At 50.2% G+C, this 22899-nt stretch carries 20 protein-coding genes, 2 pseudogenes and 1 other annotated feature; of the genes and pseudogenes, 17 read left to right on the top strand and 5 right to left on the bottom strand.

Going from position 1 to position 22899, the window contains the following annotated elements; all coding sequences use genetic code 11:
- Window positions 1-119: 119 nt before the first annotated feature.
- The 11 genes from O9H85_RS06850 (at window position 120) to O9H85_RS06800 (ending at window position 12090) form a co-directional block, all read left to right on the top strand.
- Window positions 120-1559: an extracellular solute-binding protein gene (locus O9H85_RS06850; RefSeq protein ID WP_269880565.1), complete on the top strand. Its 1440-nt coding sequence runs from the start codon at window positions 120-122 to the stop codon at window positions 1557-1559.
- A gap of 202 nt (window positions 1560-1761) precedes the next feature.
- On the top strand, window positions 1762-2619 hold the full coding sequence (locus O9H85_RS06845) for an ABC transporter permease (RefSeq protein WP_269880936.1): 858 nt from the start codon (window positions 1762-1764) through the stop codon (window positions 2617-2619).
- Window positions 2620-2636: 17 nt separating this feature from the next.
- Window positions 2637-3521 (top strand): carbohydrate ABC transporter permease, encoded by an 885-nt coding sequence (locus O9H85_RS06840; protein ID WP_409348113.1) that lies wholly within the window; start codon window positions 2637-2639, stop codon window positions 3519-3521.
- Between the two features lie 26 nt (window positions 3522-3547).
- A complete protein-coding gene (locus O9H85_RS06835; RefSeq protein ID WP_269880564.1) occupies window positions 3548-5539 on the top strand; it encodes a CehA/McbA family metallohydrolase in 1992 nt (663 codons plus the stop codon).
- Between the two features lie 11 nt (window positions 5540-5550).
- Window positions 5551-7968, top strand: coding sequence for a CehA/McbA family metallohydrolase (locus tag O9H85_RS06830; RefSeq protein ID WP_269880563.1), 2418 nt, complete (start codon window positions 5551-5553; stop codon window positions 7966-7968).
- 2 nt (window positions 7969-7970) lie between these two features.
- Window positions 7971-8735 carry a PHP domain-containing protein gene (locus O9H85_RS06825; RefSeq protein WP_269880562.1) on the top strand — a complete coding sequence of 255 codons (765 nt, stop codon included), beginning with the start codon at window positions 7971-7973 and terminating at the stop codon, window positions 8733-8735.
- Between the two features lie 149 nt (window positions 8736-8884).
- Window positions 8885-9016, top strand: a complete 132-nt coding sequence (locus tag O9H85_RS06820) for a hypothetical protein (protein ID WP_269880561.1) — start codon at window positions 8885-8887, stop codon at window positions 9014-9016.
- Window positions 9017-9080: 64 nt separating this feature from the next.
- Complete coding sequence (locus tag O9H85_RS06815; RefSeq protein WP_269880560.1) at window positions 9081-10013, top strand: phosphotransferase family protein; 933 nt, start codon at window positions 9081-9083, stop codon at window positions 10011-10013.
- 81 nt (window positions 10014-10094) lie between these two features.
- Complete coding sequence (locus O9H85_RS06810; protein ID WP_269880559.1) at window positions 10095-10613, top strand: GNAT family N-acetyltransferase; 519 nt, start codon at window positions 10095-10097, stop codon at window positions 10611-10613.
- A 65-nt stretch (window positions 10614-10678) separates the two neighbouring features.
- Window positions 10679-11230 carry a GNAT family N-acetyltransferase gene (locus O9H85_RS06805; RefSeq protein ID WP_269880558.1) on the top strand — a complete coding sequence of 184 codons (552 nt, stop codon included), beginning with the start codon at window positions 10679-10681 and terminating at the stop codon, window positions 11228-11230.
- 272 nt (window positions 11231-11502) lie between these two features.
- Complete coding sequence (locus O9H85_RS06800) at window positions 11503-12090, top strand: undecaprenyl-diphosphatase (protein ID WP_269880557.1); 588 nt, start codon at window positions 11503-11505, stop codon at window positions 12088-12090.
- A gap of 76 nt (window positions 12091-12166) precedes the next feature.
- On the opposite strand, the gene O9H85_RS06795 is transcribed toward O9H85_RS06800, so the two are convergent.
- The gene (locus tag O9H85_RS06795) at window positions 12167-13240 is read right to left on the bottom strand and encodes a branched-chain amino acid aminotransferase (RefSeq protein ID WP_269880556.1); all 1074 of its coding nucleotides are present in this window, start codon (window positions 13238-13240) and stop codon (window positions 12167-12169) included.
- A gap of 117 nt (window positions 13241-13357) precedes the next feature.
- Here O9H85_RS06795 and O9H85_RS06790 point away from each other — a divergent pair, with 117 nt between their 5' ends.
- From O9H85_RS06790 to O9H85_RS06775, 4 genes are all read left to right on the top strand, one after another.
- Window positions 13358-14263, top strand: a complete 906-nt coding sequence (locus O9H85_RS06790; RefSeq protein ID WP_269880555.1) for a LysR family transcriptional regulator — start codon at window positions 13358-13360, stop codon at window positions 14261-14263.
- 40 nt (window positions 14264-14303) lie between these two features.
- Window positions 14304-14542: a binding site (T-box leader), on the top strand.
- Between the two features lie 44 nt (window positions 14543-14586).
- Window positions 14587-15798, top strand: a complete 1212-nt coding sequence (locus O9H85_RS06785) for an aminotransferase class I/II-fold pyridoxal phosphate-dependent enzyme (protein ID WP_269880554.1) — start codon at window positions 14587-14589, stop codon at window positions 15796-15798.
- 237 nt (window positions 15799-16035) lie between these two features.
- Window positions 16036-17091: a chorismate synthase gene (gene aroC, locus O9H85_RS06780; protein ID WP_269880553.1), complete on the top strand. Its 1056-nt coding sequence runs from the start codon at window positions 16036-16038 to the stop codon at window positions 17089-17091.
- Window positions 17092-17219: 128 nt separating this feature from the next.
- Window positions 17220-18230: a phosphotransferase enzyme family protein gene (locus O9H85_RS06775; protein WP_269880552.1), complete on the top strand. Its 1011-nt coding sequence runs from the start codon at window positions 17220-17222 to the stop codon at window positions 18228-18230.
- 52 nt (window positions 18231-18282) lie between these two features.
- Here the strand turns inward: O9H85_RS06775 and O9H85_RS06770 are convergent, their stop codons facing one another.
- The 3 genes from O9H85_RS06770 to O9H85_RS06760 all read right to left on the bottom strand — a co-directional run bounded on the left by O9H85_RS06770 (window position 18283) and on the right by O9H85_RS06760 (window position 20653).
- Window positions 18283-19227, bottom strand: a complete 945-nt coding sequence (locus O9H85_RS06770; protein ID WP_269880551.1) for a DMT family transporter — start codon at window positions 19225-19227, stop codon at window positions 18283-18285.
- Window positions 19228-19416: 189 nt separating this feature from the next.
- A complete protein-coding gene (locus tag O9H85_RS06765; protein WP_269880550.1) occupies window positions 19417-20352 on the bottom strand; it encodes an aldo/keto reductase in 936 nt (311 codons plus the stop codon).
- Window positions 20353-20434: 82 nt separating this feature from the next.
- Complete coding sequence (locus O9H85_RS06760; RefSeq protein ID WP_269880549.1) at window positions 20435-20653, bottom strand: hypothetical protein; 219 nt, start codon at window positions 20651-20653, stop codon at window positions 20435-20437.
- Window positions 20654-20800: 147 nt separating this feature from the next.
- On the opposite strand from O9H85_RS06760, the gene O9H85_RS06755 reads away from it, so the two are divergent.
- Complete coding sequence (locus tag O9H85_RS06755) at window positions 20801-21136, top strand: hypothetical protein (RefSeq protein WP_269880548.1); 336 nt, start codon at window positions 20801-20803, stop codon at window positions 21134-21136.
- On the opposite strand, the pseudogene O9H85_RS06750 reads toward O9H85_RS06755, so the two are convergent.
- Window positions 21133-22072 (bottom strand): annotated as a pseudogene (locus O9H85_RS06750) (aldo/keto reductase family protein). The gene O9H85_RS06755 and the pseudogene O9H85_RS06750 sit on opposite strands and share 4 nt — an antisense overlap.
- Window positions 22073-22333: 261 nt before the next feature.
- On the opposite strand from O9H85_RS06750, the pseudogene O9H85_RS06745 reads away from it, so the two are divergent.
- Window positions 22334-22453: pseudogene (locus O9H85_RS06745) on the top strand (GNAT family N-acetyltransferase); the annotation flags it as partial.
- Window positions 22454-22899 lie beyond the last annotated feature (446 nt).

Genomic DNA, 22899 nt, shown 5'->3' with positions numbered 1-22899 from the left:
CCGGCAATCAAGGACATACACCCGAACAAGTAAAAGGGCTCGTTAAATATGATCCGCCGGTTGAACTTTCTACCGTTAGGTCTACTGAAACAAATCTTAAATTTGCACCAGGCGAATCCATGGATAAAAACGCCGTATATGACGCTTATGAAAAAGAGTTGGGCATTAAGTTGAAAAACAACTGGGTCGTAAACGCGGATCAGTACGATGCCAAGATCGACCTCAGCATCGCGTCGGGCGATATTCCCGACTTCTTCAAGGTTTCGCAATTGCAGCTCAAGAAGCTAGTCGATGCCGGTCTTGTTATGGATTTGACCGACCTTTATAACAAGTACGTATCGGACGACGCGAAGAATTTCTTCAGCGTAACGAGGCAGGTCGATTCCGCCAGATTTAACGGTAAGCTTATGGCAATTCCGTTCACGGACAGCCCGACGAACTCTTCCACCTACATATGGTTACGGAAGGATTGGCTGGATAAGCTTAAGTTGCCTGAACCGAAAACGATGCAGGACGTGTTAAAGATTGCCGAAGCCTTCAGCAAGCAAAATCCGGGCGGAGCGGACAAAACGTATGGTCTCGCGGCACAGAAATCCCTGTATGCCGCGGATTTCGGACTAACCGGGTTTTTCAACGGTTACCATGCGTACCCGGGTACTTGGATCAAGGATCAATCCGGCAAACTGGCATACGGCAGCATTCAACCGGAAATGAAGACCGCTTTAAAACAGCTGCAGGATATGTATAAAGCCGGTCAAATCGATCCGGAGTTCGGCGTGAAGGATTCGGGTAAAGAAAATGAACTGGTCTCCTCCAATAAGCTCGGTATGGCATTCGGCTTGTTCTGGTTACCATCGTATCCATTGAAGATGGCGGCAATCAAGGACAACAAGACGGTTCAAGATTGGGCATCCTATCCGCTTGCATCGATAGATGACAAGCCTGCAATGACACAAGTTACATTGGGCGTGAACGCTTATTATGTCATTTCCAAGAAGGCCAAAAATCCGGAAGCCGTCTTCGAAATTCTGAATCAATACGCTCAGCCCGAAGCGAAAAAAGATCCTGTTTATATCAAAGGCATTCCTAACAGCGATTATTATTGGAAGCTGAATCCGATGATTATGTACCGTCCCGATTTGAACGTAAAATCCGGCGCATTGCTGCCGGAGGCACTGAAAACCGGAGATACCTCCAAGCTTAAGGACATCCCGGATGCGCTCAACTTGTATAACGATAGTGTGGCTTACCTTAACGGTGACGGGAAGTTATGGAACAACTGGATGAAGTCGAAAGCGGGCGGTTCGCTGGAAATTATGAGCATGTACGATAAGCAAAACCGCTATCTGCCGAATGAATTCTACACGGCGCCGACAGCTACTATGGCTGACAAACAGTCTACTTTGGACGCGAAAGAGCAGGAAGTATTCACCAAGATCATTACCAATCAGTCTCCAATCGATGATTTCGACAAGTTTGTAGCCGATTGGAAAAATCTTGGCGGGGATGCGATCACGAAGGAAGCAAATGACTGGTATTCCACAAAAGACAAGAAATAAGGAAATAAACCATATTCGGGGGGAGCTTGAGGAAGAGGTTCCCCTCTTTTTTCACAGCCTGTCAGAACTGGAGGGATAAAGCGTGTTGAAAAAAGGGCAGGGCCGCGAGTTGACAGCATTTCGCCCGTTAACGCGGACGAATGAGGCAACCATCCGTTTGAAGAAAAGAGCCAGATGGGTGAGAGAATGGCCGCTCCATTTGATGATACTTCCGGGGCTGCTATTAGTCATAATCTATCATTATGTGCCGATGGTAGGAGTAGTCATTGCCTTTGAAAAATTCATACCTGTTAAAGGAATATTCGGCTCGCAGTGGATCGGGTTGGATAATTTCAAGTACGTCATGAAGCTGCCGGATACGGGACAGATTCTTTATAATACGGTCTATATCGCAACGATGAAAATCATTGCCGGATTTATTGCGCCTATTATCAGCGCTCTGCTTCTTAACGAAGTAAGAAATGCCCTATTTAAGAGAAGCGTCCAAACGCTGATTTATTTGCCGCATTTCCTCTCCTGGGTTATTCTGGGTGGGATTCTCATTGACATTCTTTCCCCTTCCACGGGTATTGTTAATCAGATGCTGAAGGCATTCGGACTTCATCCGATCTTTTTTCTCGGGGACAACAAGTGGTTTCCGTACGTTCTCGTCGTTTCCGAAGTGTGGAAGGAATTCGGCTTCAGCACGATCGTTTATTTGGCGGCATTAACCGGCATTAATCCCGCGCTGTATGAAGCTGCCGAGATCGACGGGGCTGGCCGATGGAAACAAACGTGGCACATCACTATGCCGGGCATATTGCCGATCATCGTCTTGCTCGGCACATTAAGCTTAGGCAGCGTTTTGAATGCCGGTTTTGATCAAGTGTTTAATTTATACAATCCTCAAGTATATCAAAGCGGCGATATTCTCGATACGTTTATTTACCGAATAGGTCTTTTGCAGTCTCAATATGGGGTGGCTACCGCTGTCGGATTGTTCAAATCCGTAGTGTCTTTCATTTTTATCTCGCTCTCTTACTGGTTGGCCTATCGGTTTGCTAATTACAGAATATTTTAGGAGAGGAGGAACCCGATTTGGCATACCGATTATCTATGGGCAGAAGATTGTTCCTTGCATTTAACTATGCGTTTTTGGGTTCGGTTGCGCTGCTTTGTATCATTCCGCTACTTAATATTCTTGCCATTTCTCTTAGCTCGTCCTCGGCTGCCGCCGCCGGAACCGTAAAATTATGGCCGGTTGAATTTTCAATGGCGACCTATCAGCACGTATTAAGCACGCCGCAATTTTTAGGGTCTTTTTGGATTTCGGTCGAAAGGGTACTGCTAGGCACTTCGATCAACTTGATTTTGACGCTGCTCATTGCGTACCCGCTGTCCAAGGAGCAGAGAGATTTTAGCTGGAGAACCGTTTATGTTTGGTTTTTTGTGATAACCATGTTATTCAGCGGCGGCCTCATCCCGTGGTACATGACGATTAAGGCGACCGGCTTGCTCGATACGATCTGGGCTTTGGTGCTGCCGGGGGCGGTACCGGTGTTTAATGTGATTTTAATGCTTAATTTTTTCCGCGGCTTGCCGAAGGAACTTGAAGAATCGGCCAGGATCGACGGCGCCGGCCACTTAACAACCCTCTGGAAAATATTTGTTCCGCTATCGTTACCTTCTTTGGCAACCATTACGCTTTTCAGTATGGTAGGCCATTGGAACAGCTGGTTCGACGGGTTAATTCTCATGAATCGTCCGGAGCATTGGCCTCTGCAGAGCTTCCTGCAAACGCTGGTTATCGTGGCCGATCCGCGCTTTATGACGGAAGACGATGCGCAGAAGCTGGCGCTCATCTCCAACCGGACGATCCACTCCGCAGAGATCTTTGTCGCAGCCTTGCCGATTTTGGTGGTATATCCGTTTTTACAGCGGTTTTTTATTAAAGGGATCACTTTAGGCAGCGTGAAGGGATAATTAATTTGACAAGGAGGCTCGTTACTATGGTACAAATCAATTTGGCAAATAAGGGTAACGAACATAGCCGGTACGAAGTCGTTCGGGATGAAATATCGAATCCAGCGGAAGTGGCAGAGGTCACGGCGGAGATCTTGGATGGATCCGCGGAATTATCGACTCCTAAGACGTTGCCTGCTCGGGTAGTGGTTACCGCTAGCGACGGCAGTCATCCGGACGGATCAGGGGATGGCGTTTATGCGGATGGGCGCTTTTTTGTGGACGGGAATTTTTCTATCACGGTACCCGAGGGAACGATTGATATTTTAATCAAAAATGGCCCCGACTACATTCCTCTTCAATTTTCATTGGATGTTTCGAAAGGGCAAACCTTGTTTATCCGTGCCTATTTGGCCCGGTGGTTCTCGCCGGAAGCTAGAGGGTGGTATTGCGGCGACAATCATGTACATTCCCAGCATGACCGAGTGGCCAAAATGAAAACCGGACTGGAGTACACGGCTTTGCAAGGAAGAGCCAACGGGTTGAATTTTATTACGGAAGCCGGCTCTCATGTTTCCTATGACAATATGGACCAACTGAGTACCGGCAACTTCCTGCTCAAGTATGCGCGAGAGTTGAGGATGCATTGCTTTGCTGGGCATGTGAATACACCTGGTATTTCTAAAGATATTGACGATGACAGGATGGCCGTCATCCGGAAGAACCCGCTGGCTACTCAGGCCATCATGGAGGCCGTGCACGAACAGGGAGGTTTGGTCGTCTACACGCATCCGCTCTCTCCGGCTCATCAACTGCACTGGATGGGGGCTACGGCCGTTTATTCGGACGCCGTGTTGGGACGGTGCGCGGATGCATTTGACATCGATTCCAAAGCGACGGAGCTTCTCTGGTTTACCGTCTTGAATTTGGGCAACAAGCTGGCTTGCAGCAGTTATACCGATAGTGCCCTCGAAAGAAAGCACACACTGACACCGGGAGATAGAAGGATTTACTGTCATGCCTCCGATTTTAGTTATTCTGCCATTATTGATGCTATGAAGAAAGGGCATACTTTCGCGACAAACGGAGGACCGGTCTTTACTTTCTTTACGATCGATGATAGCGAGCCCGGCGACTCTATTCAATTCGATGAGGGGGATTCCTTTACGGCCCGGATCGAAATTCAGAGCTTATATCCGCTGAAAAAGGCTGAACTTTACAGTAGAGGAAACGTGGTTCAATCGTTTGATATTTCCGGACAAGCCGGGAAGGTTAACCTTATCTATCCGTTTCAGGAAACCGGGGAAAATTGGTATGTATTCAGAGCTGAAGACGTGCTAGGGAATTGGTGTATTACAAGCCCGATATATATGGAATTAAAGTCAGGTTCCATCCATTCTTCTTCATCTTCCGTTTTACTTGAAATCAGTAATCATACGCGGTTTATTCACCTGTGCAAAGATTTCTTCGCGCATATGCTGATTACGGTATCTCCGGATGATTCGATCATAGAGGTAGAATTGCTTAAGGATGAACATACGGTCAGGAACTTTAAGCCGGAAGCAGGCAACGAACTGGCGGCAGGCAAGATCCCCGTAACGGAGTTGGAGCTGGGCGGTGAATATGGGCCAGGATGGATTTGGTATCCGGAGGCTGCATGTAAGGTTCATTTTCAAGCGGATTACCCTGTAACCGAGAGCGGTTGGTACTCGGTACGAGTGAAAACGGCTGGCGGAGAGATCATCCATTCGGATGCCATTTATTTCGATAGAACAAACCCTCTCAGTCATGAAATGTCGGTTGGTCGTCTCACCGGTAAAGATACGGAGTTCCGGATTTGGGGATACGGCGAGGAGATGCCGCTTGCAGAAATCCAAGAGCCTTACGAGGATCGATGGTGGTATCCGAAAAATGCAGCTTGGAGAATCATGACAACCTTCGGGGAACAAAACTATGAAATGCACGGTGGACAATATTTACCTTCTCAGACCAGCGCACAAGTAGATCCTAAACTCTTATCTCTATTTAAAAGGCTATGAGGAGCGTCAATATGAATTTTAAAATTTTTTCCTATGAGAATGCAATGGAGTTTAAGCCTGAAGAAGGTCAATACAATGTGATGATTCGAATTGTCAATCCTAAAAGACAGTTTGAAGAATTGAAAAATCGTGATCTGTACCAAGATGTTCTGGAATTGAAATTTTTGGATTATACCGAAGAGCAAGTTGCCAACAATCAAACACTGGAAAGCGACTACGACGAGATGACAGGAGGCTATAAGTTATTTTCAGATGAAGACGCTGCGCAGATTATAGAGTTTTTCAATAAACATAAAAGCTGCGACCTGATGGCTGTTCATTGTCATGTAGGGAAGAGCCGCAGCGCAGGCGTAGGTGTCGGTTGGTGCAAATTTAATAACGATATGGTAGGGGAAGATTACATATATCGTTGCGGGGATTACTTTCCTAACAAAATGGTTGTCGAAAAAATGACCCGCCACTTAAATAAAACTAGAATGAATAGCGGCTATCAAATTTTGGATGAGGAAACCGCTGCGTTTACGGACCTAGCGGAGATTGTAGTCGAGATTAAAGCTGACCATGATGGGCAAGTTTTGCCGGCGCGAGTAGTGGTGACGGCTAGCGACGGGAGTCACCCTGAAGGGGGCGATAACGGAGTTTATGCGGATGGGCGTTTCTTCACGGAAGGCCGCTTTTCTGTCAGAGTTCCCCCAGGCAAAACCGAAATTTCCATACAGAACGGTCCGAATTATAAACCTTTAACCTTTTCGATGATTGTTGTTGCCGGTAAAAAGCTTTCTATACGCGCCTTCCTGTATCGTTGGTTCTCGCCGGAAAAGAGAGGTTGGTACAGCGGCGATAACCACGTACATTCGCAGCACGACCAAGTCGCTAAGATGAAGACAGGGCTCGCTTACACAGCGCTGCAAGGGAGAGCCAACGGTCTCAGTTACATAACTGAATCGGGATCTCATGTTTCCTATGACAATATAGAACAATTCAGCACGGAGAACTTCTTGTTAAAATTCGCTCGCGAGCTGGGTGCCGGCTGTTATATCGGACATTTCATTACGCCCGGCATTAAGAACTCCATATCCCAGGAAGAAATGGATGAAATCAGGAAAAATGTGTTTCCCGGCCAGGCGATTGCGGAGGCGGTCCATCGACTCGGAGGGGTCGTAACTTATACGCATCCTCTCACTCCGGTTCACCAGCTTCATTGGATGGGAGCTACCGAGGCTTTTTCAGATGCTGTGCTTGGCCGATGCGCAGATATGTACGATGTCGATTCGAAAGCAACTGAGCTGCTTTGGTACTCTATACTAAACCTGGGCAACAAGGTCGCGTGCAGTAGTTATACGGATAGCACTCTTGAACGCATCAATACGTTGACTCCGGGCGATAGAAGAGTTTATTGTCAAGCCTCGGAGTTTTCTTACTCCGCGATCGTGGAAGCACTGCGGCAAGGGCGTACCTTCGCGACAAATGGAGGACCGGTATATGCCTTCTTCACAATTGACGGCCATCAAGTTGGCGATACGATCACGGTAAGCGAGAACCTTCCTTATAAGGCTAAAGCGGAAATTCGGAGTCTTTACCCTCTTAAGAAGGTCGAACTTTACCGCAAGGGTCAAGTAATCAAAGAATTCGATACTACAGCAGCTGACGGTGTTATGAATCTCGACTATTCTTTCCAAGAGCAGGAGAAAAGTTGGTATCTGCTGAGAGTAGAGGATGAGAAAGGAAATTGGTGCATCACTAGCCCGATCTATTTTGATCCGGTCCAAGCGTCAAACCAATCCGCTGCTGCAGTTTTGCTGGAAATCAGCAACCATGGACGTTTTGTTTATCTAAGACGGGATTTCTTCGCTCATCTCATCATCACCGTATCCCCGGATCAATCGTTAAAGGAAGTACTATTGCTAAAAGATGGAAAAGTCTATAAAAGATTTTCTCCTGAAATGGGCGATGAACTTTCATCCGGGAAAATTCCCGTAACGGAAATGGAAAAGGGAAGCGAGTACGGTCTCGGCTGGCTCTGGTACCCGGATTCCACTCGGAAGGTGCATTTTAGAGCTGATTGTCCGGTAGTCGAAAGTGGGTGGTACTCAGTATATGTGAAAACCGAGGATAATTCCGTCATGCAGTCTGATGCGGTTTATTATGATAACGAAAATACGTATAGTCATGAATTGTCGGTTGCCCATCTATGGGGGGAAGATACGCGGTTTGAATTATGGGGCTACGGTGAGGAAATGCCGCTTGACGGAATCAAAGAGCCGTATGAAGACCGCTGGTGGTATCCGAACAATACGGCTTGGCGGATTCAAGCGCAATTCGGCAAGGAAACTTACGAACTGCAAGGAGAGCATCCATACTTATCCTCTAATACCAGCACGCATGTAAACATTAAATTAGAAAATCTCTTTAAAAAATGGGAGGAATAACGATGTTAGTCGATCTGCACATGCATTCCAATCATTCCCGCTGCGCTCATGAGGACAATACCGTACAAACTATGGTGGAAGCAGCGGTTTCCGCGGGCGTAGATGGTATTGGGATAACCGATCATCTTCACCCGCATATTGACCCTGCTATTTTTGCAGACAATCGTAGTCAATTGTCTAAGTTGACAGAAACAGACCTTAAAGTTTGGATAGGCGTTGAGTTGGATGTTACGACACTATCGGGAGAACTTACAGGCAATCCGGAAATCTATAAGTCTCTGGATTACGTAATGGCCGGGATTCATCATTACCATTTGGATTGGGTAGAAGGTCCGGATTTATCAAAATCGCCTACTGATATTTTGTATTTTGCCCAACAAAATTTGATCAACACGATACGTAATCCATACTTGAATGCGATTGGACATCCTTGGGTGGGGGTATTCAAAGTGTTCAAATTTAGTTGTGATCTCTTGAAACCGGAGTGGATTGAGGAAGCGGGGGTTGAGGCCCGAATTCACCAAACCGCACTGGAAATACCGGCATGGGCCATGTTTAAGGACGACGCCATCAACGAAGATTATTTGCAGCATGTCGTTCGGCCCTTGATCAAGACAGGATGCCCTCTTATGACAGGGACTGACTCGCACCACCTCGTGAATATCGGGAAACGGATTGATCGGTTAACCGATCTTTTGCTGCTGGAGGGAGCAACAGAGGATCAGATCTGGTCACCGGCTAAGCTCCTCGGAGGTCGTAAACTTTGATTCAGCAGTTGTAAACATGTTAGGTGGGAACGATTGTCCGTCCATTGTTGATTTTTATGCAGTCCCGGACGGTCCCATTATTCAGCAAATGGACAGCTTCAAGATGACGTCGGTATTCAATCGGCGTCATCTTTTTTAGATTTATATGAATGCGTTCTTCAGAAGGTTTTCCCGGGATCGGCTTCTATCCGGAGCTGGGCGGCAACGAGATCGTAAAAGAAGCGACGAAGCGATACAATAAAAAAGACGGCGTCATCATCTTGAAGGATGGGGTCAAGTAAAAAGGAACGCCTCGCCGTCAAACGGGCTTTATTCATACTGAGTTTATAAGGGGGACGAGCACGAATGAATGATATCCATGAGCAAGAGCTGCCGGAACGCGTACGGGCGTGGGCCGTAAGGGCCGTCGATCCGCGGGCACGGGTTTTATCCGCAGAGCGGCTGCAGGGTGGCACTTCATCCATCGTACACCAAATTTCGGTAGGCATCGGCAAGGAAGTCAAGAGCTTTGTCTTGCGACAATTCCATAAGAAGGATTGGTTGGAGCAAGAGCCTGATCTCGCGCGGCATGAAGCGGAGGCTCTCGGCCAGGCGGCTCGTGCCGGCGTACCGACGCCGGAAATCATCGCCTACGATGAAACGGGTCTTCATTGTGGATTGCCGACCGTGCTTATGACGAAGCTGGAAGGGAACGTCGTCTTGAATCCTCGGGATATGAAGCCATGGATAAGCGGCTTGGCGGAAGCCTTGGTTAGGATTCATGCGGTCGAAGCGGACGACTTTCCTTGGGCTTATTTTACATACCAGAACCTTGAGGGGCTGGAGATCCCGGAGTGGTCCGACAAGAAGGACCAGTGGAAAATGGCCGTCGACCTGGTTCGGGGTCCTCGTCCTGAAGTCCGGCCGTGTTTTATCCACCGGGATTATCACCCGGCGAATGTGCTGTGGCACGGATCGACCGTCAGCGGGGTTGTCGACTGGGTGAACGCGTGCCGCGGGCCGGCCGGCATTGACATCGGCCATTGCAGGGTAAATTTGGCGCAGCTGTACGGCGTCGCGGCTGCCGATGCGTTTCTGTCCGCTTACTTGGTGCACGCAGGAGCATCCTTTTGCTACGACCCTTATTGGGATCTCTTATCGTTAATGGATATTTTATTCGGGCCGCCGGAAGTATTTCCCGGCTATATTGCTTTGGGGATGACGGGATTGACGGACCGGCTGATGATGGAGCGGCTGGACGAATATATGGTCAGCTTGTTAGAACGATTCGACTTATAGGGAAAAACGGTTACAACGAATTTTTATCTAATCCGTCTTTCGATCGTATGAAATAATGGTTTTGAAAAGGAAGGCGGGGGTATGAGTATGCTCATCAGAACGGAGCAGAGCAGTGATCACGAAGAAGTATATCGTTTGAATTATATGGCATTCGGGAACAGGGAGAATGAATCGAGATTAATCGAAAAAATCCGGTCCTCCGAAGGGTTTATTCCCGAGCTGTCCCTCGTCGCGATAGAAGGCGATCAGCTCGTAGGCCATGCATTATTCAGCAAGGCGAAGCTTGTCGGCGAGGAAACGACTCGGGAAGTGATCGTACTGGCCCCCATTGCCGTAGCCCCCGGCTGCCAGAGAAGAGGGATCGGAAGCGCATTGATCCGGGAAGGGCTAGGTCGATGCAAAGCATGGGGAGCCGAGCTCGTTTTTCTAATCGGTCATCCCGAGTACTATCCGAAATTCGGCTTTCAGGCTGCGAGACGTCTAGGGTTTGACTTGAAGCAGTTTCAGGTGCCTGACGAAGTGTTTTTGGTCTGTCAGCTAGAGGAAGGACAAACTCCGATGCGAGGTGAGCTGCGGTATCCGGATTCGTTCTTTGGGTAAGACCGGCTTGGGCTTTGTTTCAGGCTACTCGCGGTCATCACAACATGTTAAGGAGTAAATCTTTGATGAAAAATCATGAGAAGTTAAACATTGAAATTCTTCAAGCAACGGTTGATCAGAAGCCGATCCTTAGGAATCTAATGCAGTATTACAAATATGATACCAGTGAATACACGCTGGCGGACCCTAACCCCTTCGGACAATTCGATTACAATTACTTAGACCATTATTGGACAGAGCATGGGATGAAGTGCGAGGGGAGAACAGCGTATCTGGTTAAGGTAAACGGTCAGCTTGCGGGATTTGCGTTAGTAAATAATTTTGACCTTGGTTTGAAGTGCCGGGACGATGCCAGAAATATTGCTGAGTTTTTCATTATGCGCAAATGGAGAAGGTTAGGCGTTGGCAAAGCGGCCGCGTTTACTTTATTTAATTGTTTTCAAGGTCAATGGGAGGTCAAGCAGGAGCGGGAAAATCAGATTGCCCAGCGTTTTTGGGAAGCGGCCATTCGGGAATATACGAATGGTAACTATGTTAAATTGGATTCTCATTTACCAGAGTGGGATGGACCGGTAATCCGGTTTCATTCAAGGGATGCCGTGGCACGTACCACCTGATTATAATTGTGAGAAGCAATCAGTATTGTGGGACACGGAAGCACGACATAATACCTCCAGCGGGCAGCCCGATTTTCAAGTACGGAACGGATGCTTGTTGAATCGAGTTGCTGACCAATAAAGAGCTGTACCGGCTTCGGCCGGCAGCTTTTTTGTTTTTATTGGGAACTTAGTATCATGAATTAATATTTTGTTCATAAATGCTTTCGCTCAGCTTAAGATTTGCCGGGTATAATGGACGAATCGAGAACGTAAGAGAGAGGAAGCGTACCATGAATCTCGGACAATTAGACTATCAGTGGTTTCAAACGATCAATCAGTTTGCAGCAAGCTACCCGGCACTGAATCCGTTCATGGCATTCTTTGCGGAAAAGCTGGACTATCTGTTCTATTTAGGCGTCATCGTCTATTGGTTTACCCGAACCGAGTCCAATCGGCGCATGGTGGTGCAGACCTTGGTGTCCGCTGCCTTAGCGTTAGGAACGAACGGAGTGATCGGAGCCATCTATCACCGCGACCGTCCATTCGTGCATCATCATGTCATTCAGTTAATTCAGCATGAGGCTTCTTCCTCGTTCCCGAGCAATCATGCGGCGGCATCCTTTGCCGTGGCGACCGCAATTTGGCTCTGGCGGAAAAAGGACGGCTCCATCTGGCTCGCTGCCGCAGCGGCGATTTCGTTCTCCCGTATATGGTCGGGGATTCATTACCCCCTGGATGTGATCAGCGGGGCTCTGCTCGGCATCGTGTGCGCACTTCTGATCGGGAAGCTGATGCGTTCCTGGGCTTGGTTTAATAGACTTTACGAAGCGGTCATTCAGCTCTATGAAAAGGTCGAATATAAGGTTTGGAAAGCATAACCTCAGGCTGATAACGCCATTCATCCAAAGGCTCACCTCCTGCAGATGAAGCTCATCGCAGGAGGTGAGCTTTCCGTTATTCAGCCACCTCAACCGTCCAACCGAAGGGATCGGCCAGACGGCCGTATTGAATACCGGTCAGCGTATCGTACAGCCGCCGGGTTAATTCTCCCGTATCGCCCTTACCGATAAGCAGCCGCTCGCCCTGCCAGTAAAGCTCTCCGATCGGAGAAATGACGGCTGCCGTCCCCGTACCGAAAGCTTCCTCGAACCCCCCGTGGCGGAAGGCGACAACCAGCTCATCTATCGTCACGATCCGTTCTTCTACGGGAATCTCCCAATGCTTCAATAAGTGAAGGATCGAATCCCGAATCGTTCCATCCAGGATGCTGCCGCTTAGGTAAGGCGTTACAAGCTTGCCGTTCAGTTTGAAAAATACGTTCATGCTGCCGACCTCTTCGATGTTTCTCCGTTGGACGCCGTCCAGCCACAGCACTTGTGCATACCCGAGCCCGGAAGCGGTTTCTTGAGCTTTCAAGCCTGCGGCGTAATTGCCGGCCGTCTTGGCGCTGCCGACTCCTCCGTTCACGGCTCTGACGTAATCGGCCTCCACCATGATTTTCACAGGACGGATGCCTTCGGCATAGTAGGCGCCGACTTGTGAAAGAATGATGATGAATTGATAATGATTGGACGGCGCAACGCCGAGCAGCGGCTCCGTGGCTATGATGAACGGCCGGATATAGAGGGAGGTGCCTTCCTCTGCGGGAATCCAATCCCGATCGATCAGGAGCAGCTGCTTAAGCGCTTCCAGAGCCAGTTCTTCACGAACCGGGGGGATGCACAGGCGCTCGTTCGAACGGTTCAACCGCTGAAAATGCTTCCCGGGACGGAATAACAGAATCCTGTCTTCCCTTGTCCGATAGGCTTTCATTCCTTCGAATACGGTTTGGCCGTAGTGAAACACTTTGGCCGCCGGATCCAGCTGGATCGGCTGGTAGGGGATAATCCGGGGGCGATGCCATCCTGTTTCGGGGGCGTAATCCATGATGAACATGTGGTCCGTAAAAGCTTTGCCGAATCCGAGCCGATCCGGCTCGGGTTTCAACTTCTTGCACGTGCTTAGGCTGATTTCGATTCGATCTTCCATGAAGTACCCTCCCATAAATCTCTAATGATAGTTGAATGGTATCACGGACTTTTGTATATTTGAAATATCTGTTTTGTGGGATCATCATACCTTTTAGGTATGCAAAGGGGTGGGAGGATGGATATCCGTCAGCTGCGGTACTTCCTGGCCATTGCCAAGGAAGGCCAAATTACTCGCGCGGCCAAGGCGCTCAATATGGAGCAGCCTCCGCTCAGCCGACAGCTCAAAATGTGGGAGCAGGAGCTAGGTACGGCGCTGTTCGAACGGGACGGCAAGCGGCTGAGGCTGACCCCGGCGGGAGAGCTTCTACGGAAGCGCGCTGAAGGTCTGATCGAGCAGTTGAATGAAACGATAACGGAAGTGAAAGAAACAGGCGCAGGAATTCAAGGCGTGTTATCGATCGGAGCCGTCGTTTCTTGCATCTCGCTCATGCCTGAGCAAATTCAGCAGTTTAGGGAGCAGTATCCCCAGGTCATATTCAAAATCAGGGAAGGCGATCATTCACTGTTGGACGTTCTGCTTCGAAGACGGAATCTGGAGCTGGTTGTAGCCCGGCTGCCCTTCGAAGGCTCCGCGGATACGCAGTACTCCGTGCTCCGTCTGCCATCCGATCCGTTCGTTGCCGTTATTCCCGGCAGCTGGAGGACGGGGCCGGGGCAGGAGACGTTGTCCATCCGAGAGCTGGAGCATATGCCGTTCCTAACGCTTAAGACGGATCAAACGACGGGCATGCATGAGAAAGTGGTGAGCGAATGCAGGCGTCACGGCTTTGAGCCCCGCATCATCTGCGAATGCTCCAGCGTAGCTGTCATTATATCGATGATCGCGGCGGGCATCGGAGCCACCCTCTTTCCCGAATCGGTCATGGCTTCGTTCCCTATTCCGGTAATTAAGGTGCTGCGTCTTGAGGATGCGGAGCTTCAATCGGATGCCGGGATCGTATGGCTTAAGGACCGGTATTTAAGCAAGGGCGCGAAGCATTTTATCGAACTGTTTATGGAAAAAAAGGTTGACAAACAATAAAATGCTGTTTATGATTACAAATAATTTCATAACGGAATAACGAAATTCGATGAAGAGAAAAAGTACGTTACACATCTGATCTTACAGAGAGTTGGGGCAGCTGAAAACCAACGTTCGGGTGTTAACGGAAAGCCGTCTCCGAGAAGCGGGCTGAACCTTGAGTAGGCTCCGACGCATGTCCAGCGTTAACAGGAACGCGTATTGATGGATACGTAGCAGAGTGTCGCTCCAATCGGAGTGAAACTAGGGTGGTAACACGGGTAATAGCTCGTCCCTTATAGGGGCGGGTTTTTTTGTTTTTTACAAAACGAGGAGGGAATACGATGAGTCTGTTTTCGATGCGGGATTTGTTGTCGCCGGCGGTGCGGGATATGCAGCCGTCCGGAATTCGCAGATTTTTTGGGATGGTCGATGGGAAAAGCGACGTTATCTCACTTGGTGTAGGGGAGCCGGACTTTGTGACGCCGAAACATGTGAGAGATGCCTGTATCCGGTCGCTGGATCAAGGAAGAACCTCCTATACGCCCAACGCCGGCCTGCTCGAATTAAGGGAAGCGATCGCCGAATATTTGTCTTCGAGCTTCAAGGTCCAGTATGAGCCTTCGGATGAAGTACTGGTCACAGTAGGCAGCAGCGAAGCGATCGATCTGGCGCTGCGCGCCCTGCTCACGGCAGAGGATGAAATCCTGATTCCCGTTCCATGTTATATTTCGTATGCTCCCATTACGGCGCTTGGCTGCGGGAAGCCGGTTAGCGTCGAGACGAAGGCGGAGGATCAATTCAAGATGACGCCGGAAGCGCTGAAGCAGAAGATTACGCCCCGCACGAAAGCGCTCATCGTTAGCTATCCGAATAATCCTACCGGAGCCGTCATGACTTACGAGGACTGGCTCCCGATCGCCAAAATCGTAGAGGAACACAACCTGGTGGTGATCTCGGACGAAATCTACGCAGAGCTCACCTATGAAGGCAAGCATGTATCCTTTGCTTCGCTGCCGGGGATGAAGGACCGGACGCTTCTGATCGGCGGCTTATCCAAGGCGTTTGCGATGACGGGCTGGCGTGTCGGCTACGCCTGCGGCCATCCCGAACTGATCTCGGCGATGCTCAAGATACATCAGTATACGATCATGTGCGCGCCGACCATGGGCCAGATTGCCGCTATCGAATCGCTGAAGAACGGGATGGAGGAGAAGGACTTTATGGTCGAGTCCTACAACCGGCGCCGGAAGCTGATGGTTCAGGGTTTAAGGCATATCGGCTTCCCGTGTCATGAGCCGTTCGGCTCCTTCTATGTGTTTCCTTCCATAGCGCATACCGGACTTAGCTCGGAGCAATTCGCCCAGAGGCTCCTGGAGGAAGCCAAGGTGGTTGCCGTACCTGGAGACGTCTTCGGTGCGGGAGGAGAGGGCTTCCTCCGATGCTCCTATGCCACATCGTTGTCCCAGCTGGAAACCGCCCTGGAGCGCATGGATAAATTTCATCAAAGCTTACCGGATCCGGTAACCGCTGCGGGCATGCAAGAGAAACGGTAAAAGGTAAATTTCACAAGAACGCAAACTTTGGAGGAGACACGGATTGCGTAGGCTCGATGGGAGCAGCCATCACGGTACGATGAGCCCCGGGATAGTAAAACATCTTGTCTTTTTAATTTTGATATAAATAGTATCTATATCATGATTGCAATATTTCGATTTCATCTATTGAATGGCCGGGGCTTATAATAAAGCCAATTCAAACCATTCAATGGACGAAACCGGGAGTGATGAATCATGTCAGGCAATACGTATGGCGAAATATTCAAAATAACGACCTTCGGAGAATCGCACGGCGAGGCGGTGGGCGTCGTCGTGGACGGCGTCACGCCCGGTGTGGAGCTTAATGAGCTATACATCCAAGCGCAAATGGACAGGAGAAAGCCCGGACAATCGTCCGTTACCTCCCCAAGAAAGGAGTACGATGTCATCCGCATCCTTTCGGGAATATTCGAAGGGAAAACGACCGGCACCCCGCTGTTTATTATGCTGCATAATAAAGATATGCGGCCGGAGGCGTATGACGATATCCGGCATCATTTTCGCCCGGGTCATGCGGATTTTACGTACCTGAAGAAATACGGGATCCGGGATTACCGCGGAAGCGGAAGAGCTTCGGGCCGGGAAACGGCCGGACGGGTCGCGGCAGGAGCCGTCGCCCGCAAAATGCTGGAACTAAGAGGCGTACGCGTCCTCGCTTATACGAAAGTGATCGGCGGGATTGCTTGCCGAACGTTCGATGAGTCCGAGATCGAGCGCAACGAAGTCAGAGCCTGCGACCCGGAGGCGGCTGCACGCATGGCGGACAAAATCAAGCAGCTATCCTCGATCGGGGATAGCTGCGGAGGCATTGTGGAATGCCGGATTCAAGGGGTGATTCCGGGACTGGGAGAGCCCGTATTCGATAAGCTGGATGCCGAGCTGGCCAAAGCGATGCTGTCGATCGGCTCGATCAAAGGGGTGGAATTCGGGGCGGGGTTCGCCGTAGCGGATATGCTGGGAAGCGAGCATAACGACGCCATGGACCGGTCGGGATTTCTTAGCAATCACGCGGGAGGCATCCTTGGAGGCATCAGCACCGGACAGGAAATTGTATTCCGGGTTGCGGTCAAGCCGACTTCGTCCATCTCGGTTCCTCAAAAAACGCTGGATACCTCGGGAGCCGAACGAATTATCGAAACCCGCGGTCGGCACGATCCTTGCATCTGCCCGCGCATCGTGCCCGTTGTGGAAGCGATGGCGTGCCTGGTGCTCGAGGATCTTTATAAGAGACAGGCCGCCTTGCACGCGTAGGATAATTTGATCCTTAGCCAAACTTTCCTCACAACCATTTGATATAAAATGGTAAAATCATGGTGAAATATACTGATCATTTTCACATTATTGAAACGTCTAACGACGTTAGGGAAAGAGGCTGCCGCATGAAGGACTGGCATAAAGAAGCTAGCGAGGAAATCCGGATCGTCGCTGCGGACCGTCTGCAGCTCCCGGCGGAGCGGCTTCGCCATATCGGCGGATTCGAGAATGTCATTTATGAATACCTAATGGATTCCGGGAGCAGCGGGATCCTGCGAATTTCGCACAGCTCCCACCGGTCGGAAGAGCAGCTTGCCTCCGAGCAGCATTGGGTCCGTTACTTGGCGTCTGAGGGTGTAAGTGTATGCAGACCTTTGCTGTTTCCGTCAGGGAGTTTGTTAGAAAGGATCGACCGGGGAGAAGGTTATTTTACATTGACACTCTGGGATAAAGCGCCGGGGCGTAAGGTGAGAGGCGGATGCGAGGAATGGGGTCCGGAGCTGTTCGAAGCATGGGGAGAGCTGACCGGCAGCATGCATGCGCTGACCAAGAAATATACCGTTCCGGCCGGTGTAGAGCCAAGGTCGTCCGCAGACCCAAACTTGTACCAGCCGTCACCAGCCTGGCCTAAGGAGAAGCTCGACGTCTGGGAGAAGTACAAAGAAACGGAAAGCTTGATTCAATCGATGGACCGGACGCCGGATATTTACGGGTTATGTCATCGGGATTTGCATAACGGCAATTTTTTTGTAGACGAAGGAACAATAACCGCGTTTGATTTCGATGATGCCGGTTACGATTTTTTCGTGCATGACATTGCGATTGCCGTCTACTATTCCTCGGTATTCGGCAACTGGGGTCAGCCGGAGACCGATTCACAGCGAATTTCGGAATTTGCCGGATCCATGCTCCGCCGGTTCATGACCGGATACCGGCGCAAGCACGAGCAGGCTCCCGGTCCATGGGCGCGGCTGCCGTTATTTATCGAACGGAGACGCTGCGAGCTTTGTCTTATTTTGTTCGACGCGTGGAGCCGGCCGAATGCGAACGATCAACAGCGCCAATGGCTGGAATCCAATGTGTACGCGATTCGAAACGGCGATCCGTGCATGGAGCTCGGATGGATTCATCCCTAATCATGGAAGAAGAGCGGCTGCTCACGGCAGTCCGCTCTTCAATATGTGGATGCTATCTGGAGCCGGTGGTTACAAGCGGCGGTTCCGTTTTGCTCCGTGCGTTCCCCCGGGACTGTAAAGTGCCGATCACGATTCCAAGCGTAGTTAAGGCAAAAGCCAGCACATGAATCCAATGGATTCGCTCGTTCAGGAAAATTACGGCTCCGACAATGCTGGCAAACGGCATCCCGTTAATGAACATGGCCGTTTTATTGGCTCCCAGCAGCTTGATGCCGTGATTCCAGCCCAGAGTGCCTAGAGAAGAGGCGACCCAGGCAGAAAGCAGCATGACGACCCAGCCGATTCCGCTGAAATGAACTTGACCGTAGGCGGAAGCCCCGTATTTCATGAACGCTCCGACATTGAGCATCAATCCGCCGATCAGGGTGGAGTATGCGGTAATGACGAGGGTAGGAATGTTCGTTGACGATACCGTCTTGATCAGCAGCCCTCCGACCACATATCCCAGCATGGAAATGAACATGATCAGATCGCCCCAGCCGGATAATGCGACCGGAGTTTCCCCTCCGCTGGACAAGACCACGATCACGACGCCTGTGAAGCCTGCGGCAATGCCCAAGGATAAGCGAAGCGTCATTTTTTCGCCGACGAATAGAGATGCAAGCAGCGCCGTTGTAAGCGGATTGAGACCCAGAATGAGCGAAGCGTTCGTAGCGGTGGTCATCTCGACGCCGGAGGCGAGGAACAGCTGGTGGATGAAGATGGACGTTATCCCTACGAGCGTCAGCAGGATCCACTGCTTCGGATTCGGCTTATACCATCCGTATTTGCGTACCGCGAACGGAAGAAGAGCCAGCCCCGCAAGCGGCATGCGTACCGCAGCTACCAGGAAGGGAGGCGTCGTTTCCGTCAAAAATTTGACCATCACGATATTCAGGCCCCAAGATACGACGACGAAGGCTAATACCACATAAATAAATTTCTTTGCGCTTTCCACTACGGCCGCTCCCATCTTAGCTGTGTGTCGATTTCTTCACGAGAACAGGCCCCGGGGTTCCGCCGAAGGCCTGCATGAATCGTATTATAGCACATTACTTCCGCAGAGCGGATGAAAATTTTGTGCGTGCGGCAACAATGGTTTACGGTAAAAAGCAAGCCTAGGCATGATTCCTGTACCGGTAGCAAGCTACGGACGGAATATCCGGTCGATGGCATCCACTTCTTCCGGAGTCAATTGAACCTGGAGTGTCTTCAAATTATTCGTTACCTGCTCCGGCTTCTTCGCACCGGGAATAAGGGCATCGATCGCGTCCCGGGTCAAATACCATGCGAGTACGACATGAGCGACTTCAGCCTGCTTGGCATACGCAATGTCCCAGAGCCGGTCCACCTTCTCCAGATTGCGTTCGAACGCTTCTCCCTGGAACATCGGGTTTCTCGACCGTCCGTCCTCAAAGGTCGTATCCTTGGTGTATTTTCCTCCCAACAATCCGGCCGCGAGCGGAAAATAAGGCACGAAGGAAATGCTCTGCTCCGCGCAATACGGTAAAATCTCTCGCTCCACGCCTCGCTTGAACAAATTATATTCCGATTGCAGCACGTCCACATAGCCGTCCTTATTGGCTTCCCGCAGCTGATCGATCGAGAAGTTGGATACGCCTATCGCTCTGATTTTGCCTTCGTCCTTCAACCGCTTCAAAGCGCCTACGGCTTCGTCCTTCGGCGTATCGTCGTCCGGGAAATGGATATAGTACAGATCGATATAGTCGGTTTGAAGCCGACGCAAGCTCCCTTCTACCGAAGCCTTCAAGAATGCCGGGGAGTTGTCCTTAACCACCTTGCCGTCAACGAATTTATGCGCGCCCTTCGTCGCAATGACGGCGTTCTGCCGGTCGCCGCGTTCCTTGATGACCTCGCCAATCAATTGCTCCGAGCGTTCAGGCCCGTAAATATAAGCCGTATCGATAAAGTTCATTCCGTTCTCGAGCGCCGTGCGAACGACCTCTTTTCCAGTCTCTTCATTCAGATTCGGATAAATATTATGCCCGCCTACCGCGTTAGCCCCAAGTCCGACCGGATTTACGGTCAAATCGGTTTTGCCCAAGCGTTTCTTATCCAGCATGCGATATTCATCTCCTTAGATTCAGATCTAATTACATTATATCAAACGATTAACAAAACATGGTAATCCTACGACCTGAAGCTTAGGAGACGGATAATAAAAATGGAATCCGATCTCCGTCATGGGATGGATTCCATTGCCTCTTGTGCTTGGTTTCGCTTTTTCGTTTGCTTTCGGATAGGGTGGGAGTCGTTTTCTCAACCGGCCGGACGCCGTTCCAGGTCAATCGGTTGAGCTCGGGATTCCGCCCGCCTTCCTGGGAACGCTTCATTCGTTTCTTCTTGGCTTCGCTTCGGGACATGGGAATTTCCTCCTTGAATGGTGAGATAACAAAATTATAAACGAAAGGTGAGAATTAGCCAAATAGAAGTTAGGATTGTTCATTTCTCCGGCGGGCGCGTCGTAAAAGCCATTCAAGTAAGCTCATGCGAGGAGCTGGCCGAAGCGCTTGAGTATGCAGTGCCGGGTACGACGATCGACATCTAATGACGGATTGTACGACCGCGAGGCGCCTTTCGTCCTCCGTGAGCAGGCCACTCCGGAAGCACCGATTACAATCCGTGCCGTGACTCAGGACAAGGCCGTGTTCACCGGACGATCCAGCTGGGTGCTCGATTCTTCTTCCTATGTTGTGTCGGAGGGGACGAATGAACGAAAGTACGTGCCCAGAAATCCGCTTACTGCAGCCGAGGTGGGTCCGGACGCGCCTTGGTGGATGAAATCTAATCTTAATAAAAACGGGAAACCAAGAGCCGCGGCACCGGGTTTCCCGTTCTTGCTTTAGTTCTGAAGAATCTCTTCGATCGATTGCAGTACATCGTCGGACAGCTGAATGCCGGAAGCCGCGCAGTTCTCACCACTTGCTCCGGACGGCTCGCGCCGACAAGTGCACTTGCCACGTTATCTTGGCGAAGGATCCAGGCAATCGCCAGCTGGGAAACTTTAATGCCAAGCTCGTCAGCGATTTTGCTGAGCTGCTCTACCTTAATCAGGTTGGACTCCTTCAACTGACGCTCGCCCCAATTTTTGCTCGCGGCACGGCTGTCCGGCGGAACCGGCTGACCGACGCGGTATTTGCCTGTGAGCAGGCCTTGCGCCAAAGGAGAGAAAACCACTTGGCCGAAGCCTTTGCTTTTGCCGAGAGGAATGATTTCTTTCTCGATGTAACGCTGGAACATATTGTACACCGGTTGGTTCACGATGATCTTATCCAGCAGGAGCTGGCCTGCGATCGCATAAGCTTCGACGATTTGTGCCGGTTCCACTCGCTGACGCCGATATACAGTACCTTGCCTTGCGTTACCAGGTCGTCTAATGCACGGAGGGTTTCCTCCAGCGGCGTTTCCGGATCGTAGCGATGGCAGTAGTAGATATCGATATAATCCGTACCGAGGCGTTTCAAACTTGCTTCGCACTGCTCCATAATATGCTTGCGGGACAAGCCGCGGTCATTCGGTCCTTCGCCCATTTTATAGAAAACTTTGGTTGCAAGCACATAGGAATCTCTGCGGTATTGGGAGAGGGCTTTGCCCATCACTTTCTCCGCTTCGCCGCGTTCGTACATATTGGCGGTATCAAAGAAATTCACGCCCAGGTCATAGGCTTGTTCAATCGATTTAACGGCAGGGTCGTCGCCGACATATCCGCCATAAGTAAGCCAGCTGCCTAAGCTGATTTCGCTGACTTTAAGTCCGCTGTTGCCAAGTCTCCGGTATTGCATCAGGTAAGAGCCTCCTCGAATTAATGAATTAGTACAACCTTTCTTAATTATAGAAACAATAGGAAGTTAATGTAATTGCTGAAATGGAATTGACTTAGTTACCTTCAGGTTCGGGAGTTACATGGAAGTAACTAGCTTCTCAGCCGATTTGGTATATTGAACCGATAATTCCAGTATGATTAAAAAAGGGTTGTAGGGCCGCGGCGTCCTGTGTTACTATATTTGGAATCATATTCCATAAATGGAGGATCGTCCATGGCCATGAATCCGATTTTACTTACCTTTCCCGATCGGTTTGAAACGGAACGTTTGATGATCCGCTCCCTGTTATGGGGGGATGGCCACAAGGTCAACGAGGCGATTCAAGAGAGCATCGAGGAGCGGAATTTTAGAATAATGACTTGAGAGCGGCCGGCTAAAGCTCGGCCTACAGGATGGTACTGGTTGCTCGAAAGAAGTCGTTGCGTTTTCTTGGATCATTGGATACAATAAATTGATAAAAAATGGAAGGGGTGAAAGCAAATGAGGGATATTTTGGCGCCTGACGGGCCGTTTTCCTTATTTCATATGATCACCCGTGCGAGACACTAAAGCGATGATGGCTTTAGTGTTTTTTTTCGTTGAGCGTGCCCAGAGGCACGCATCTTCTTGCCGGTGAAAGTCCGGTCGCGGGAGGGACCAAGCCCCCGCGTAGCTAGGATGCCTACGTATAGCGAAAGCAGTACGTAGAAGCGCATCGACGGAAGTACCTGTCAGAGACAGGGCAAGCAACATGCCAGGCCGTAACATAAAGTGAATCCTGCCGCGTCGTTAAAAAGGCCTCGCAA

It is taken from the genome of Paenibacillus gyeongsangnamensis (genome assembly GCF_027533625.1).
In the GTDB taxonomy this organism is placed as follows: Bacteria; Bacillota; Bacilli; order Paenibacillales; family NBRC-103111; genus Paenibacillus_G; species Paenibacillus_G gyeongsangnamensis.
This window is presented reverse-complemented; position numbering and strand designations above follow the sequence as displayed.